Source organism: Streptomyces sp. NPDC051684, from assembly GCF_044453445.1.
Taxonomy (GTDB): domain Bacteria; phylum Actinomycetota; class Actinomycetes; order Streptomycetales; family Streptomycetaceae; genus Streptomyces.
Genome location: NZ_JBITCS010000044.1, coordinates 48,237 through 63,376, shown reverse-complemented (window position 1 = coordinate 63,376; position 15,140 = coordinate 48,237). Strand labels below are relative to the sequence as shown.

General features: G+C 71.5%; 12 protein-coding genes. 7 read left to right on the top strand and 5 right to left on the bottom strand.

Annotated features, from left to right (window positions below):
- Nucleotides 1-91 precede the first annotated feature (91 nt).
- Nucleotides 92-769 (bottom strand): GntR family transcriptional regulator, encoded by a 678-nt coding sequence (locus ACIA8D_RS36050; protein ID WP_399238641.1) that lies wholly within the window; start codon nt 767-769, stop codon nt 92-94.
- Nucleotides 770-971: 202 nt separating this feature from the next.
- Between ACIA8D_RS36050 and ACIA8D_RS36045 the strand changes: the two genes are divergently transcribed.
- The 5 genes from ACIA8D_RS36045 (at nt 972) to ACIA8D_RS36025 (ending at nt 6,862) form a co-directional block, all read left to right on the top strand.
- Nucleotides 972-2,279, top strand: coding sequence for a CaiB/BaiF CoA transferase family protein (locus tag ACIA8D_RS36045; RefSeq protein WP_399238638.1), 1,308 nt, complete (start codon nt 972-974; stop codon nt 2,277-2,279).
- A 39-nt stretch (nt 2,280-2,318) separates the two neighbouring features.
- Nucleotides 2,319-3,110 carry an enoyl-CoA hydratase/isomerase family protein gene (locus ACIA8D_RS36040; RefSeq protein WP_399238636.1) on the top strand — a complete coding sequence of 264 codons (792 nt, stop codon included), beginning with the start codon at nt 2,319-2,321 and terminating at the stop codon, nt 3,108-3,110.
- A gap of 105 nt (nt 3,111-3,215) precedes the next feature.
- Nucleotides 3,216-4,343 carry an acyl-CoA dehydrogenase family protein gene (locus ACIA8D_RS36035; protein WP_399238633.1) on the top strand — a complete coding sequence of 376 codons (1,128 nt, stop codon included), beginning with the start codon at nt 3,216-3,218 and terminating at the stop codon, nt 4,341-4,343.
- Nucleotides 4,340-5,446: an acyl-CoA dehydrogenase family protein gene (locus ACIA8D_RS36030; protein ID WP_399238631.1), complete on the top strand. Its 1,107-nt coding sequence runs from the start codon at nt 4,340-4,342 to the stop codon at nt 5,444-5,446. The genes ACIA8D_RS36035 and ACIA8D_RS36030 overlap by 4 nt, the downstream gene beginning before the upstream one ends.
- A 45-nt stretch (nt 5,447-5,491) precedes the next feature.
- Nucleotides 5,492-6,862: an MFS transporter gene (locus ACIA8D_RS36025; protein WP_399238629.1), complete on the top strand. Its 1,371-nt coding sequence runs from the start codon at nt 5,492-5,494 to the stop codon at nt 6,860-6,862.
- Here ACIA8D_RS36025 and ACIA8D_RS36020 read toward each other — a convergent pair.
- Genes ACIA8D_RS36020 through ACIA8D_RS36010 form a run of 3 tightly spaced genes read right to left on the bottom strand, consistent with a single transcriptional unit; the run spans nt 6,846 to nt 11,815 of the window.
- On the bottom strand, nt 6,846-9,032 hold the full coding sequence (locus ACIA8D_RS36020) for a hypothetical protein (RefSeq protein ID WP_399238627.1): 2,187 nt from the start codon (nt 9,030-9,032) through the stop codon (nt 6,846-6,848). The two genes, ACIA8D_RS36025 and ACIA8D_RS36020, sit on opposite strands and share 17 nt — an antisense overlap.
- 30 nt (nt 9,033-9,062) lie before the next feature.
- A complete protein-coding gene (locus ACIA8D_RS36015; RefSeq protein WP_399238624.1) occupies nt 9,063-10,325 on the bottom strand; it encodes an arginine deiminase in 1,263 nt (420 codons plus the stop codon).
- A 35-nt stretch (nt 10,326-10,360) separates the two neighbouring features.
- Complete coding sequence (locus tag ACIA8D_RS36010; protein WP_399238622.1) at nt 10,361-11,815, bottom strand: basic amino acid/polyamine antiporter; 1,455 nt, start codon at nt 11,813-11,815, stop codon at nt 10,361-10,363.
- Between the two features lie 182 nt (nt 11,816-11,997).
- On the opposite strand from ACIA8D_RS36010, the gene ACIA8D_RS36005 reads away from it, so the two are divergent.
- Together ACIA8D_RS36005 and ACIA8D_RS36000 are read left to right on the top strand one after the other, a co-directional pair.
- A complete protein-coding gene (locus ACIA8D_RS36005; RefSeq protein WP_399238620.1) occupies nt 11,998-13,092 on the top strand; it encodes a chemotaxis protein in 1,095 nt (364 codons plus the stop codon).
- Nucleotides 13,092-13,682 carry a hypothetical protein gene (locus ACIA8D_RS36000; RefSeq protein WP_399238617.1) on the top strand — a complete coding sequence of 197 codons (591 nt, stop codon included), beginning with the start codon at nt 13,092-13,094 and terminating at the stop codon, nt 13,680-13,682. Before ACIA8D_RS36005 ends, ACIA8D_RS36000 begins: the two co-directional genes overlap by 1 nt.
- 9 nt (nt 13,683-13,691) lie before the next feature.
- Here the strand turns inward: ACIA8D_RS36000 and ACIA8D_RS35995 are convergent, their stop codons facing one another.
- Nucleotides 13,692-15,059: an MFS transporter gene (locus ACIA8D_RS35995; protein WP_399238616.1), complete on the bottom strand. Its 1,368-nt coding sequence runs from the start codon at nt 15,057-15,059 to the stop codon at nt 13,692-13,694.
- Between the last annotated feature and the right edge of the window lie 81 nt (nt 15,060-15,140).

The window sequence follows — 15,140 nt, the reverse complement described above, 5'->3', positions numbered from 1 at the left end:
CGACGACGCTCCGCGTCGCCTCCCTCCTCCGCCTTGCGATCGTACGCACCAGGCCCCGCTCCCTGATCCGGCCTGATCCAAACGACAAGCCCTAGGCGGAGGGCGGGGTGAAGACCGCTTCCAGCTGGGGGCGGGTGCCGTCCCGGTGGTGGTCCATGAGCGAGACGAGGCGTTCGTGGTCCCGGACGCGGAGTGCCTCGACCATCTCGGCGTGCTCGTCGACGATCCGCTTCTGCGAGAGCGGGTCGTGCAGCAGGTAGGCCCGGTAGCCGTCGCTCAGCTGCCAGACGCGGCGCAGTTCGGCGACGACCAGATCCAGGCCCGATGCCGTGAACATGCGGAAGTGGAAGTCGGAGTTGAGGCGCGCCATGGCGGTGAGATCGCCGCGGGCAGAGGCCTCCGTGATCCGCTCGTTCAGCGTGCGGAGCCCGGCGAGGTCCGAGGCCGGGAAGGGCGGCAGCCGCCGCAGCACCTCCGCCTCGAGGACCCGCCGCATCAGATAGGTCTGCTCGAACTCGGCCGCCGTCAGCACCTTCACCCGGTACCCGACGTTGCGGACGTGATCGAGGACGCCCTCGCTGGCCAGCACCCGCAATGCCTCACGGACCGGGGCCCGGCTGACCCCGAGCCGCGCCGCCAGCGCCTCCTGCCGCACCGGGCTGCCCGGCGTCAGATCGCGCGCGAACAGCATCGCCCGCAGTTCCTCCACCACCTGGGCCACCGCACCGGACACCGCGTCCAGCCGCTCCGCCCCCGCCTGAGCCGTCACTGTTGCCTGCCTTCCCGCCGAGGGCTGTCGACTCTAACTCCCCTGAACCGGCAGGGGCATTGACATGATGCCGGACCGTGCGTCAGATTGCATCCAATCTTGCTCGGGTGGGTATCCGTTTCGCCGGATAACACCCGAAATGAAACCCGCTGATGGCTCCAACAGGCGTCATCAGTGGCCGATTTCAGAGGAGGACTCGGCGATGGCGCCGAAGGCACCGGAAGAATCGGTAGACAATCTGGCGGCCCCGAAAGCGGCGAGCGGCGGTGGACTCCCCCCGGACCGGCCGCTCGACGGCGTCCGCGTCGTCGACATCACCTCGACGCTGATGGGCCCGTACTGCACCCTGCTGCTCGCCCAGTGGGGCGCCGACGTCGTCAAGGTCGAGCCGCCCGCGGGCGACGTCGTCCGCTACATCGGCGACAGCCGGGGCAACGGGATGGGCCCCGCCTTCCTCAACACCAACCGCGGAAAGCGGAGCGTCGCCCTCGACCTCAAGGCCCCCGGCGCCGCGCCCGTCCTCGCCGCGCTCGTGGACTCGGCCGACGTCCTCGTGCACAACCTGCGCCCCGCCGCCGCGCGCCGGCTCGGACTCACCGCCGAGTCCGCTCTGGAGCGCAACCCGCGCCTCGTCCACTGCGCGTTCCGCGGCTTCGCCGCCGGCGGCCCGGACTCCGACCGGCCCGCGTACGACGACGTCATCCAGGCCGCCGGGGGAGTCGCCGCACTTCAGGGCGGCGACGGCGGAGCCGAGTACGTGCGGCAGGCCGCGGCCGACAAGACGGTCGGCATCTACGGGGCCGCGGCCGTCCTCGCCGCCCTGCACGGCCGCCAGGTCACAGGCCGGGGCCGCGCCGTCGAGGTACCCATGCTGGAGACGATGGCCTCGTTCACCCTGCTCGAACAGCAGGGCGGCCGCGTCTTCGACCCGCCCACCGGCCCCACCGGCTACGCCCGCACCAGCTCCCCGCACCGCCGTCCGTGCCGCACCAAGGACGGCCACCTCGCCGTCATGATCTACACCGACGCCCAGTGGCGCGCCTTCTTCGCCGCGATCGGCCGCCCGGCGCTCGCCGACGACCCGCGCTTTCGCACCATCACGGAGCGCACCGAGCACATCGACACCCTCTACTCGATGGTCAACGCCGAGCTGTTGCTGCGCACCACGGCCGAGTGGCAGGCCGAGTTCGACGCCCGCGACATCCCCGCGACCCGCGTCAACAGCCTCGACGACCTCTTCACCGACCCGCACCTGAGCGCAACCGGCTTCTTCGAGCGCACCGAACACCCCACCGAGGGGCCGCTGTTGCTCGGCCGGCCGCCGGTCCGCATGACCGAACCCGCGGCCCTCGCCCCCGCGGGCGAGGGCGAGGGCCCGATGCGCCCCGCCCCGCACCTCGGCGAGCACACCCGCGAGGTCCTCGCCGAACTCGGCCTGCCCGACACGGAGGCCGCGGCCCTCTTCGACGACGGCGTCGCGCGCGAACCGACCGCCGCCACCGCCGCCTGAGTACAGCACCCGAGCAGCACCCCGATGGAAGGACCAGCCATGTCCGCGGCCGAAGACCTCCTCTACGCCACCCGCGACCACATCGCCACCATCACCCTCAACCGCCCGCACCGGAAGAACGCGTTCACCCTCCCCATGGCCGACGCCTGGGCCGAGGCACTGCGCCGCGCCGACGACGACCCCGACGTCCGCGTCATCGTCGTCACCGGCGCGGGCGATGCCTTCTGCTCCGGCGTCGACCTCGCCGACTTCAAGGGCGAACAGCGCACCCCGATCCAGGAGAAGCGGCTGCTCACCGAGCGCGTGCACCAAGTGGCCCGCGCCCTGGAGGACATCGACAAGCCCGTCCTCGCGGCCGTCGCGGGACCCGCCGTCGGCGCGGGCATGGACATGGCCCTGCTGTGCGACCTGCGCTTCGCCGGCCGCTCCGCCCGCTTCTGCGAGGGCTACATCAAGGTCGGCCTCGTCCCCGGCGACGGCGGCTGCTGGCTGCTGCCCCGCGTCGTCGGCCAGGCCGCCGCGCTGCGCCTGCTGTGGACCGGCGACTTCGTCGAAGCGGACGAGGCCAAGCGGCTCGGCATCGTCGAGGACGTCTTCGACGACGCCGACCTCCTCGACGAGGTGTACGCGTTCGCCGCCCGCCTCGTGGCCAAGCCGCCCGCCGCGCTCGCGATGATCAAGCGCGCCGTCCGGCAGGGCGCGAACCACGATCTGCGCACCGCGCTCGACCTGATCTCCTCCCACATGGCGGTGGTGACGTCGATGGACGACTCCCGCGAGGCGTACGACGCGTTCCGCGAGAAGCGGGCCGGCACGTACACGGGAGCCTGACCATTCAAGCCCCGCCGGCGATTGAGGCGCGGGGTCCGGGGCAGAGCCCCGCGACCGATCGCCGGGTGAGCGCACCGACCCCTCGACTCCAGGAGACACCACCGCATGTCCCCGATCAACCCGCACACCGACCCCCGGACGGCCGCCCGCACCCTGGCCACCGAGTGGCGGACGGCCGCCCGCTACACCCCTCGCAGCGACGCCTGGCTGCGCTCCTTCGACCGCGACTTCAGCCGCGAACTGGCCAGGCGCGGCATGACCGCCATGACCTGGCCCGTGAAGTACGGCGGCCACGCCCTGCGCAACGTCGACCGGCTCGCCGTCACCGAGGAACTGCTGCGCGCCGGCGCCCCCGTCGCCGCCCACTGGATCGGGGACCGGCAGATCGGGCCCGCCATCCTGCGCCACGGCAGCCCCGCGCTGAAGGAGGAGATCCTGCCGCGGATCGCCGCGACCGACGCCGTCTTCTGCCTCGGCATGAGCGAACCCGAGGCCGGCTCCGACCTGGCCTCGGTCCGCACCTCCGCGCGCCGCGTCGCGGGCGGCTGGCGGCTCAGCGGCCACAAGATCTGGACCAGCCACGCCCACCACGCCACCCACGCCTACGTACTGGCCCGCACCACGCCGCGCGAGGACGTCGAGCGCAAGCACCAGGGGCTGAGCGAGTTCGTCGTCGACATGGACGCCGACGGGGTCACCACCGGCGCCATCCCCGACCTGGCGGGCGAACACCACTTCAACGAGGTGCGGTTCGAGGGCGTGTTCGTATCCGACGGCCGCCTCATCGGCACCGAGGGCGAGGGCTGGCGCCAGGTCGTCGGTCAACTCTCCTTCGAACGCGGCGGCGCCGAACGCGTCCTGTCCAGCTACCCCGTGCTCGTCGCCCTGCTCGCCGAGGCGGCCCGGACCGGGCACGGCACCCCGGACACGGTCGCCGCGTCCATCGGCTCCCTCACCGCCCGGCTCACCGTCCTGCGCCGCCTCTGCTGGGACGTCGCCTCCGCCATGGACCGCGGGGAGACCCCGGTCCGCGCGGCCGCCGCCCTGAAGTACCTGGGCAACGCCTTCGAGAACGACGTCGTCGAGGCCTTCCGCGACGTCTCCGGAGGCCTGCCGCCCACCGCCGACAGAGACTTCGGCCAGGCGCTGCTCGCCGCCCCCGCGTTCGGCCTGCGCGGCGGCGCGTCCGACGTCCTGCTGTCCCTGATCGCCCGCGAGGAGACCCGCGCATGACCGTCCCCGGCAAGCCCCGGCGCCGCGAGCCCACCCTCACCAGCGAGTACGCCGACGAGCTCCGCGAGGCCGTGCGGGGACTCGCGGCGGAAGCGGAGGCAGACGGGGGAGAGCCCTCCGGCCCCGCCCTGTGGGAGCGCCTCGCCGAACTCGGCATGACGCGCCTGGACGTCCCCGAGTCGGCGGGCGGCTCCGGCGGCTCCTTCGACGATCTGCTCGCCCTGACCCACGCGCTCGCCCGGCACGCCGTCACCACCCCTGTCGCCGAGTCCGCGACCGCCGACTGGTGCCTCGCGTCCGCCGCCACCCTCGGGCCGGCGTCGACCACCCTCGCCGTCCTGCCCGAAGGCGCCACAGGGCTGGACGCCGACGGCACGCTCACGGCACAACTGCCCGCTGTCCCCTGGGTGTTCGAAGCACACACCTTGCTGTTGATCCCGGCAGTGGACGACGCGGAAACGGGGCCGTGGACCGTCGATCTCGCGGGCCAGGGCGTCACCCGCCACCCGTCCCGCCCCGGCCTGTGCGGCACCCCGTACGCGACCGTCGAACTGGCCTCCGCACCGGTCGACTCGCTGCCGCCCGGCGCCCCGGCCCCCGCACACCTCCGCGCCCGCCTCGCCCTGCTCCGCTCGGCCGCCCTGCTCGGCGCGGCCGAGGGCGCCTACGAACTGACCGCCGCGCACGTGAGCGAGCGCGAGCAGTTCGGCGCGCCGCTCCTGAAGATCCCGGCCGTCGCCGCGCACCTCGCGACGATGCGCGTGCACCTTCTCCAGGCCGAGGCCGCGGTGCACCACGCCCGCGACACCTTCCGCGCGGCGGCGAGCGGCCACCAGGATCCCGCCCGGCTGACCGCGGCGGCCGCCACCGTGCGGATCACCGCCGCGACCACCGCCACCGAAGTGGCCCGCACCGCCCACCAGTTGCACGGCGCGCTCGGCATCACCGCCGAGTACCCGCTGCACCGCTACACCCGCCGCCTGTGGGCCTGGCGCGACACCCCCACCCCGCAGCGGAGCGACGCCGTCGCCCTGGGCCGTCTGGCCATCGCATCCGGCGAGTCCGGCCTCTGGGACGTCCTCACCGCCCCGGCGCCGCGCTGACCTCCCCTCCGTCCCCGCTCCCCACTTCCCCAGAGAGGCTCGACGATGAGTCGTCCGGTCAACCCAAGAGCGGTATCCAGCACGGCCGCGCAGCAGCGCGGATACGTCCGGAACATCCTGGTCGGCTCGATCGGCAACATGATCGAGTGGTTCGACTGGTTCGTCTACGCCACCTTCGCCGTCTACTTCTCCGGGCAGTTCTTCCCGGCGGACGACCCGACCGCCTCGCTTCTGAACTCCGCGGCCGTCTTCGCCGTCGGCTTCCTCGCCCGGCCGGTCGGCGGCTGGCTGCTCGGCAGGCTCGCGGACCGCAAGGGCCGCAGGACCGGCCTCACCGTCACCGTAGGGCTCATGTCGGCCAGCGCCCTGATGATCGCGCTCGCCCCCGACCACGAGACGGCCGGCTACACCGGCGCCGTGCTCCTCGTCGTGGCCCGCCTGCTGCAAGGGCTCAGCGTCGGCGGCGAGTACGCGGCCAGCGCCTCCTACCTGACCGAGGTCTCGGCCGGACACCGGCGCGGCCTCGGCGGCAGTTTCCAGTACGTGTCCGTGACGCTCGGCCAGCTGGCGGGCCTGGTGATCCTGATCGTCCTGCAGACACTGCTCAGCGAGGACCAACTGACCCAGTGGGGCTGGCGCATCCCCTTCGTGATCGGCGCCCTCGGTGCCGTGGCCGTCTTCTATCTGCGCCGGGGCATGCACGAGACCGAAGCGTACGTGAAGGCGGAGGCGTCCGACGTCGAGGAGCGGCGCGGCACCCTGCGCGAGGTGTGGCGGCAGCGGCGCGCGGCCGTGCTGGTCTTCGCCCTCACGCTCGGCGGCTCCGTCGCCTACTACACGTACACCACCTACCTCAACAGCTACCTGGTCAACAGTGTCGGCCTGCCCAAGGAGCAGGCCTCCTGGGTGAGTCTCGCGGCGCTCTGCGTCTTCCTGGTGCTGCTGCCGCTGGGCGGCCACATCTCGGACCGGGTCGGCCGCCGCCCGGTGCTGATCTTCTTCGGCATCGGCGGGACGCTGGGCACCTACCCGATCCTCAGCGGCATGAAGGCGTGGCCGACCTGGGGCGCCGCTCTCGGTCTCTCGGTCCTGGCGCTGACGATCGTCGCCGGCTACTCGTCGGTGAACGCGGTCGTGAAGGCCGAACTGTTCACGACCGAGGTGCGCACCGTGGGCGTCGCCGTCCCCTACAACCTCGCCCAGGCCCTCTTCGGCGGCACCGCCTCCTACGTCGCGCTGGCCTTCGCCGACGGCGGGCACGAGAACTGGTTCTTCCTCTACGTCTCCGGGTGCGCCCTGATCTCGCTGGTCACGTACGCGTTGATGCCCGAGACCTCGAAGACGTCGCTCGTCGAGGAGCCGGAACCGGCATCGGTGCCCGAGTCGGAGCCGGTGCCGGTCAGCGACTCTCGTTGAGCGCGTCCACCGCCCCCTGCGCGTCCCCGATCGTCGCGTAGTCCACCGCGACGAAGTTGACCGGCCTGCCGCGCTCGCGTTCGCAGCGGCGGGCCCGGTCGAGGACATAACGGCGGGCGTTGACCTCGCCCGCGTCGATGCGGCTGCCGCCGTTGTTGGTGATGAAGTGGTTGAGGAGGAACAGCCGTTTGTCGTCGCCGCCTCGGTGCGGGACGCAGCTCATCTGGTCGGGGGAGCGGAAGGTGAACGGCGTCTCCATGCCGTAGCGGTAGAAATTGCGGTACCAGGAGCCCGGGGTGTCCGCCTGCTCGGCGAAGACCACCAGCCGCCGGCCGCTGTCGATCATCTCGCCGAGCGTCGGCCACGGCTTCGCCGGGTCGGCGTCCGGCCGGCGGACCAGCTGGTCCAACCCGGCCTGCCGGAAGGCCTTGCGGGTGTCGTCGGCGGAGATCGCGTCCTGCACGATCAGGGTGATCACTTCATTGGGGTGGTCCTTCATCCAGTCGCCGAGCTCGCGCAGCGTCGGCACCAGCGGGATCGCCCCCGCCCTGCACACGGAGTGGCACAGCCACAGCCCCTTGCGCGGCGGGTTGACCCGGTTGACCGCGGACCTGACCAGCGCCCGCTGCTCGGCCGTGAAGTCGGAGCCGTCAAGACGCCCGGCGATCTCCTCGGGTGTCTCCCAGCGGTAGGTGTCCAGTTGGAGGGCGCGCGCCCCGTGGTCCAACTGCGTGCTGATGCGCGGGTCCTGGAGCGGCCCGATGAAGTGGTCGGCGGTCGTCGACATCGCGTTGTGCGCGGTCAGATAAGCGACCTCGTCGTAGCGGCGGTCGCACAGCTCGGTGTTGCCCTGGCACTCTCGGGCCGCGGCCGGGGAGGCGGCCAGCGGCATCAGCACCATCCCCGCGACCGCCACGCACGCGGAGCCGAACCCCAGGCCGACCGCCCGCCGCGGCGACCCGAGCCGCTCCCGCGCCAACCGCGGCGCCCGCCCGGCGAGACCGGTCCTCATGAGCAGGCCGACAGCGGCGAGCAGCGCCCCCGCGAGCACGGGGACGAGCGCGGCCCACAGCGCGGTGCCGGTGAGGTGGCCCACGGCCGAGCGCTGGATGTCGTCGACGAGGCGGCTCAGGCTCGGCGGCCACGAGTCGGGAGGCGCGACGAGCCGCCCGTCGGTGACCAGGCGCGTCACCCAGGCGGCCAGCGCGGTGAGCACCCCGCCCGCCGCGAGCGGAATCCCGAGCAGGACCAGCCGACGCCCCGGTTGCTGCGGACCGAGCAGCCACAGGACGGCGAGGGACAGCAACACCAGCACCGCAGCGACGACTTCGAGCACCCCGAGGCCGACCGCCGTGTACGGGCGCGCGTCGTGCAGCCCCGAAAGGTCGTTCCCCGACGCCTTGAGGGTGTCGGTCAGGTCCCAGGTGCCGCCGTCGGCGAGCGTGCGGAGCTGGGCCGCCGCGCCCTGGACGCGGTCCGTGACGGTGGCCGGGGCGACGGCGGCGAGCGCGGTGCCGACATCGCCGTCCGCGAGCGCCGTCTCGATCTCCGGGCGCAGATCCGCGCGCTCTGTGGCCGGTACGAGGGCGAGCAGGGCGTCGGCGACGCGGCCCGCCTGGTCCGGCGTCAGCGGCAGTTGCGGCAGCCCTTCGGGCGCGCGCCCGGCAGCGAGTTCGCGCACCTCGTCCGCGAGGGTCGCCCGGAACCGGTCGAAGTCCGGCTCGGAGCGGTTCTGGACGCCCGCGACGAGATCGCCGAAGTAGGTGTGCGCGAGGTCGCCGAGGTTGGCGATGACCGGGCGCAGATCGACGACGAGGCGCAGTTCGTCACGGTCGCCGTTGAGATAGCCGACCGCCGCGTCGATCTGCTGCCGGGTCAGGTCGCGCAGCGTGTCGGGCGGCAGCACCAGTTTGAGGTTGGAGGTGATCTGGGCCTCCGGCACCGCGAGCCGGGCCAGCAGGTCGCGGGTGACAGGCGTTGCCTTCGGGTCGACCAGGACCTCGTTGTAGAGGCGGTCGTAGGCGTGCTGTTCGTCGAGGACCGCGGCGTGGAAGCCGGGGTCGAGCAGCGTGCCGCGGACGGTGGCCGTGACGCACACGGTCAGCGTGGCGAGCGCGGCCACGACGAGGGCCACCGCGCGGAGCAGCCGATGGAGCGCGACCTTCTCCATGCCCTCGACGGTACCGGTCCCGGGGCCGCCTCAATAGTCGAGCGGGTCCCGGCTGATGGGGCAGGTCATGCAGTGGCCGCCGCCGCGCCCCCGGCCCAGTTCGGCGCCGACGATGGTGATGACCTCGACGCCCGCCTTGCGCAGCAGCGTGTTCGTCTGGGTGTTGCGGTCGTAGGTGAAGACCACGCCGGGCTCCAGGGCGACCGCGTTGTTGCCGCTGTCCCACTGCTGGCGCTCGGAGGCGTACACGTCGCCGCCCGTCTCGATCACCTGGAGGTCGCCGATGCCGAGCGCCTTCGCGACGACGTCGGTGAACGCGGCCGAGCCCTCGTCGGTGATCTCCAGGCCCGGCGCCCTGTCGCTCGGGCGCAGCGAGAACGTGTGCACCGCGTCCATGATCTTCGGGTACAGCGTCACGATGTCGCGGTCGGCGAAGGTGAAGACGGTGTCCAGGTGCATCGCGGAGCGCAGCTTCGGCATCCCGGCGACGATGACGCGCTCGGCGGCGCCGTTCTCGAACAGGGAGGCCGCGACCTGCGTGATGGCCTGCCGTGAGGTGCGCTCGCTCATGCCCATCAGGACGATGCCCTTGCCGACGGGCATGATGTCGCCGCCCTCGAAGCTCGCCTGCCCCCAGTCCTGCTCGGGGTCGCCCCACCACACGGTCGAGCCCGCGAAGTCCGGGTGGAACTCGTAGACCGCCTTCATCAGCAGCGTCTCGTCGTGCCGCGCCGGCCAGTACAGCGGATTGAGGGTGAGGCCGCCGTAGAGCCAGCAGGTGGTGTCGCGGGTGTAGAGGGTGTTGGGCAGGGGCGGCATCAAGTACTCGCGTACGCCGGTGGATTCGCGCGCCAGGGACACGTAGGGGGAGCGGTAGTCGTCGGGCAGGTCCGTGGTGGCGAGACCGCCGATGAGGTACTCGGCGAGCTGCCGGTGATCGAGACCCTCCAGGAACGCCCGGGTGTCGTCGATCAGGCCGAGCCCGACCTGATTTGCGACGATCTTCCGGTCCAGGAGCCAGGACCTGGCCCCGGGGACCGCCATCGTCTCCGCGAGCAGCTCGTGCAGCTCGACGACCTCGACGCCGCGCCCGCGCAGCTTGTTGACGAAGTCGGCGTGGTCGCGCTGGGCGTTCTCCACCCACATCACGTCGTCGAAGAGCAGGTCGTCCGCGTTGGTCGGGGTCAGCCTGCGGTGCGCGAGCCCCGGCGCGCAGACGAGGACCTTGCGCAGCCGGCCCACCTCGGAGTGGACGCCGTAGGGAACGGGAGCGGAGCTGTCGGGGTCGGTCACGGGGAGCCTCCCGGGGCGAGGGTGGGACGGGACGGTCACAGGCTGATCCAGCCGGCGGCCAGGGCGACGATGCCGATCACCGCGCCGATGACGGAGACGGCGAGGATGACGAACTCGCGCGGCGAGAACAGGCGGCGCCCCTGCTCGCGGCGGGCCATCACGAACAGGACGGTGGCCGGGGCGTAGAAGATCAGCGAGACGAGGACGAACTTCAGCCCCGCCGCGTACAGCAGGAACGCCGTGTAGATCACGGCCACGCACGCGATGGTGAGTTCGCGGTTCGAGGTGCGGCCGCCGCCCGCGGTCAGCGGATCGGGGCGCAGCCCGATCTTCGCGGCGAACGCGGCCGCGAGCAGATACGGGATGAGCGAGAGCGCGCTGGTCAGATCGAGCGCGAAGTTGAACGCGTCGTCGGAGAACGCGGTGATGACGAGGACGACCTGGGTGAGCAGTGTTGTCATGAGCAGCGCCGGCATGGGCACGTCCGCGGCGTTGGCGCGGCGCAGGAAGCGCGGCATGTCGTCGTCCTTCGCCGCGACGAACAGCACCTCGGCGGCCATCAGCGTCCACGCCAGATAGGCGCCGAGCACGGACACGATCAGGCCGACACTGATGAAGACCTTCCCCCAGGTGCCGACCGCGTCCTCCAGGACGCCGGCCATGGACGGCTGGCGCAGCTCGGCGATCTCGCTCATCGGCATGATCCCGTAGCTGACGATCACGACGGAGGCGAAGATGGCGAAGACGCTCAGGAAGCCGAGGATCGTGGCCTTGCCGATGTCCTCGCGGCGTTTGGCGTGCCGCGAGTAGACGCTGGCGCCCTCCACGCCGAGGAAGACGAAGACGGTGGCCAGCATCGTGCCCTTGACCTGGCTGAACAGGGAGCCCGCGTAGTCGGCGCCGCCCCAGTTGTCGGCGAACACGCTCGGGTCGAAGAAGACGAGCGCCAGGATCACGAAGATGACGATCGGCACGACCTTGGCCACGGTGACGATCTTGTTGATCGCCGCGGCCTCCTTCACGCCCCGCCGGATCATCAGGAAGAACGCCCACAGGCCGACGGAGGAGAGGATCACGGCGAGCGCGGTGTCGCCCTCGCCGAGCCCCGACCAGATCGTGCCGACCGTCGACATGATCAGCACCCAGTACGTCACGTTGCCGACGCAGGAGCTGGCCCAGTAGCCGAAGGCGGAGAAGAATCCCACGTACTCGCCGAAGCCGGCCTTCGCGTAGGCGTAGACGCCCGCGTCCAGATCGGGTCGGCGCACGGCGAGCGACTGGAAGACGAAGGCGAGCATGAGCATGCCCGTACCGGCGATCGCCCAGGAGATGAGTGCTCCGGCCACCCCCGTCTGCTCGGCGAAGCGCGCCGGGAGGGAGAACACCCCGGCGCCGACCATGGAGCCGATGACCATGGTGGTGAGGGTGAACAGGGCCAGTTTCGCGGGCGGTGGGGAGGTCTGGGACTCCGTGGAGTCTTGCTGCTCCATCACGTCCCCTTCGGTTGCGGTGCGGGGGAGCTGGGACGCTCGCTGAACAGTTTTCTACCAATACGTTGATGGCTGCACCTTTTCAGCGCTTAGGTGCGTCACGGGCTATCCATCCCAAATGGCCGATTGTGCGAGTTGTGGGCAGCATGGTGCGAGCCGTCTCAGGAGAAGGACAAGCAGCCATGCATTCCTCATTGACCCCGGTGATCCTTCGCGAGCTGCGTGAGCCGCGGACCTATCCCGCCGTGTCCCTGGCGATGCCCACCCACCGGCGACGACCGGAGAACGCCCAGGACCCGGTCCGGCTCGGGAACCTTGTCAGCGAGGCGGAACGCCAGCTGTCGGCGGACCCCGCGGTGACGAAGGAACGGCAGGAGGACGTCGTCGCGCAGCTTCGGGAGGCGGTCCAGGAGATCGACCTCGCCCATGTGCGCGACGGCCTCGTCGTCTTCGCCGCGCCGGGCGAGCACCAGGCCTGGGTCGTCGACCGCGACGTTCCCGAGCGGGTCGTGGTCGCCGACACCTTCCTGACCCGCAACCTGGTCGCCGCCGACGCCGCGCGGCGCGCCTACTGGGTGCTGGCCCTCGCGGCCGACCGGATCACGCTGTGGGACGGCCGCGGCGAGCGCGTCACGGAGAACACGGAGCACGGCTTCCCGCTGACCCGCAGCCTCGAGGACCCGGACGCCGAACGCAAGGAGCGCGTCGGCGACCTGCCCAGCACCTACCGCGACGAGCAGGCCCGCCAGTTCTTCCGGGACGCGGACACCGAGCTGAGCGATGTGCTCGGCGAGGAGCCCAGGCCGCTCTACGTCACCGGGGAGCCGGCCGCACTGACGCTGCTGACGGAGGTCGGCAGCGCCGCGCAGGGAGCGATCGAGGTGCCGGTCGGCGGCCTCGCGCAGGGCACCCCCGACGAGGTGGCGCAGGCGGTGGCCCCGGCCCGGGACGAAGCGGCGCGCCTGGCCGTCGCCGAGGCGTTGGACCTGTTGGAGGAGGCGCGCGGAGAGAAGAAGTACGCGGCCGGTGTGGACGAGGTGTGGCAGGAGGCCCAGGACGGGCGGATCCGCCGGCTCGTCGTCGAGGAGAACTACCGGATCACCGTGCGGGCCGGCGAGGGCCATCTGGAGCCGGCCGCCGACGACGATCTGGACGCCGTGCACGACATCGTCGACGAGGTCGTCGAGTCCGCCCTGGAGACCGGCGCGGAGGTGGTGTTCGTCCCCGACGACACCCTCGCGGACGCCGGGCGCGTCGCCGCGGTGCTGAGGTTCTGATGCGCGGGCGGACGACGGTCGCGCCGCTCGCCTGCGCGCTGGCGGGCGTGCTGGCGCTCGCGGCGTGCGGGTCGGACAGCGAGAAGGACGCGGGCGCGAGCCCCAGTGCGTCGGCCAGCTCCCCGGACGCGTCGAGGTTCTCCGGTACGCCGCCCTCGGCACTGGAGTCGAAGAAGGAGTCGATCAAGGCCTCCACCTCCGCGGTCGCCAAGTCGGCCTCGGCGCGGGCCAGCGAGTTCGAGGCGTCCGTCTCGGCGAACCTGGAGCGCAAGCGCCAGGAGTTCACCAAGCAGCTGGACAAGGTGGACGGCGAGGGCAACGCGGTGCGCGACGTCGAGCTGACCGGCAAGCGCCTCGCGGACACGAAGGGCGTGCGCGCCGTCGTCGTCCACATCACCAACACCACCGACAAGACCGCCTCGTACGCGGTGCAGGTCGACTTCAGCGACTCCGACGGCAAGGTGGTCGAGTCCAAGGTCGTCGGAGCCGAGGACCTGAAGGCGGGGGACAGGGCGCAGCCGCTGGCGATCAGCACCAAGCCCCCCGAGCCGCATCTCAAGGCGAGAGTGGCCAAGGCCCAGCGTTACTAGGACCTGTCGTCAAACTCCCGTCTGCGTCGCGGCGGCGGGCACCGCCTCCCGTGTCGCTGCCGAGGACTCGGTCGCGACACGGCGCTCGAAGTACACCCGCAGCCGCAGTGTGCACCAGATGCCGATCACGGAGACCGCCATCAGGGCGGCGGCCGGCGGCCAGTACGCCCCGCCGGCCAGCGAGGACAGCCAGACCGCGGTGACCGGGGCGAAGCCCGCGAAGATCATGTTGCAGACCTGGTAGGAGAGCGAGATGCCGGTGTAGCGGACGTGCGGGGCGAAGCCGTCGGCCAGGATCGCGGCCATCGGCCCGTACAGCGCCGACATCACCAGGCGCATCGCCAGCATCATCAGATAGATCAGTACGACGCTGCCGCCGCCGAGCACCATGAACTGCGGGATCGACAGCAGCACGACACCGGCGAGACCGGCGACCACGACCTTGTGCGCGCCCACCTTGTCGCCCAGCAGCGCGAGCAGCGGGGTGACCACCAGCTCCAGGAACGCGGCCAGCGAGAGGCCGTTGAGCAGCATCGACCCCGACAGGTGCAGCGACTCGGTGCCGTACGAGAGCAGATAGCTGGTCACCACGTAGTAGCCGCCGGTCGCGGTGGCCAGGGCGAAGACCCCGGTCAGGACCGTCTTCCAGTCCTTGTGCAGGACCTCGGCGACGGGCAGCCGGCTCGGCTCCTCCTTCTCTGCCTCCGCGGCGTGGATCTCGTCCATCACCGGGGAGTCCTCCAGCTTGGTGCGCACCACCAGGCCGATGACGACGAGGATCGCGGAGGCGAGGAACGGTACGCGCCAGCCCCAGCTGTTGAACGCGGAGTCACCGAACAGGTTCATGAGGCTGAACATGCCGGTCGAGAGCAATGCGCCCACGGATGAGCCGAGTTGGGCGAACGAGCCGAAGAAGGTGGACTTGCCCTTGGGCGCGTTCTCGACGGCGATGAGCACGGCGCCGCCCCACTCGCCGCCGATCGCGATGCCCTGGACGAGGCGCAGCGTGATCAGCAGGATCGGCGACAGGACGCCGACCTGGTCGTACGTCGGCAGCAGGCCGATCGCGAACGAGGCGATGCCCATCATCAGGAGCGTGATGACGAGCGTCTTCTTACGGCCGACGCGGTCGCCGATGTGCCCGAAGACGATGCCGCCGAGCGGACGCAGCAGAAAGCCGACGGCGAAGGTGGCGAAGGACGAGATCGTCTTCAGGGCCGTGGGCATGTCGGCGGGGAAGAAGACGTCGTTGAACACGATCGCCGCGGCGGTGGCGAAGGCGTAGAAGTCGTACCACTCGATGGATGTGCCGGACAGCGCGGCGAGCGCCGACCGGTAGGGGCTCTGTGGCTTGGGCGAGGTGGTGCGGTCCGACAAGGGGACCTCCGGCGAATGAGTGCGGTCGGGGACGGGGGGGTGGGGGGCTGTTCAGGGGGTTTCCAGCGGCGCGGGGAACTG

Excerpts from the sequence above, each read along its gene's own strand:
- ACIA8D_RS36045 (WP_399238638.1), top strand. The coding sequence starts at position 972 with ATGGCGCCGAAGGCACCGGAAGAATCGGTAGACAATCTGGCGGCCCCG.
- ACIA8D_RS36040 (WP_399238636.1), top strand. The coding sequence starts at position 2,319 with ATGTCCGCGGCCGAAGACCTCCTCTACGCCACCCGCGACCACATCGCC.
- ACIA8D_RS36035 (WP_399238633.1), top strand. The coding sequence starts at position 3,216 with ATGTCCCCGATCAACCCGCACACCGACCCCCGGACGGCCGCCCGCACC.
- ACIA8D_RS36030 (WP_399238631.1), top strand. The coding sequence starts at position 4,340 with ATGACCGTCCCCGGCAAGCCCCGGCGCCGCGAGCCCACCCTCACCAGC.
- ACIA8D_RS36025 (WP_399238629.1), top strand. The coding sequence starts at position 5,492 with ATGAGTCGTCCGGTCAACCCAAGAGCGGTATCCAGCACGGCCGCGCAG.
- ACIA8D_RS36020 (WP_399238627.1), bottom strand. The coding sequence starts at position 9,032 with ATGGAGAAGGTCGCGCTCCATCGGCTGCTCCGCGCGGTGGCCCTCGTC.
- ACIA8D_RS36010 (WP_399238622.1), bottom strand. The coding sequence starts at position 11,815 with ATGGAGCAGCAAGACTCCACGGAGTCCCAGACCTCCCCACCGCCCGCG.
- ACIA8D_RS36005 (WP_399238620.1), top strand. The coding sequence starts at position 11,998 with ATGCATTCCTCATTGACCCCGGTGATCCTTCGCGAGCTGCGTGAGCCG.
- ACIA8D_RS36000 (WP_399238617.1), top strand. The coding sequence starts at position 13,092 with ATGCGCGGGCGGACGACGGTCGCGCCGCTCGCCTGCGCGCTGGCGGGC.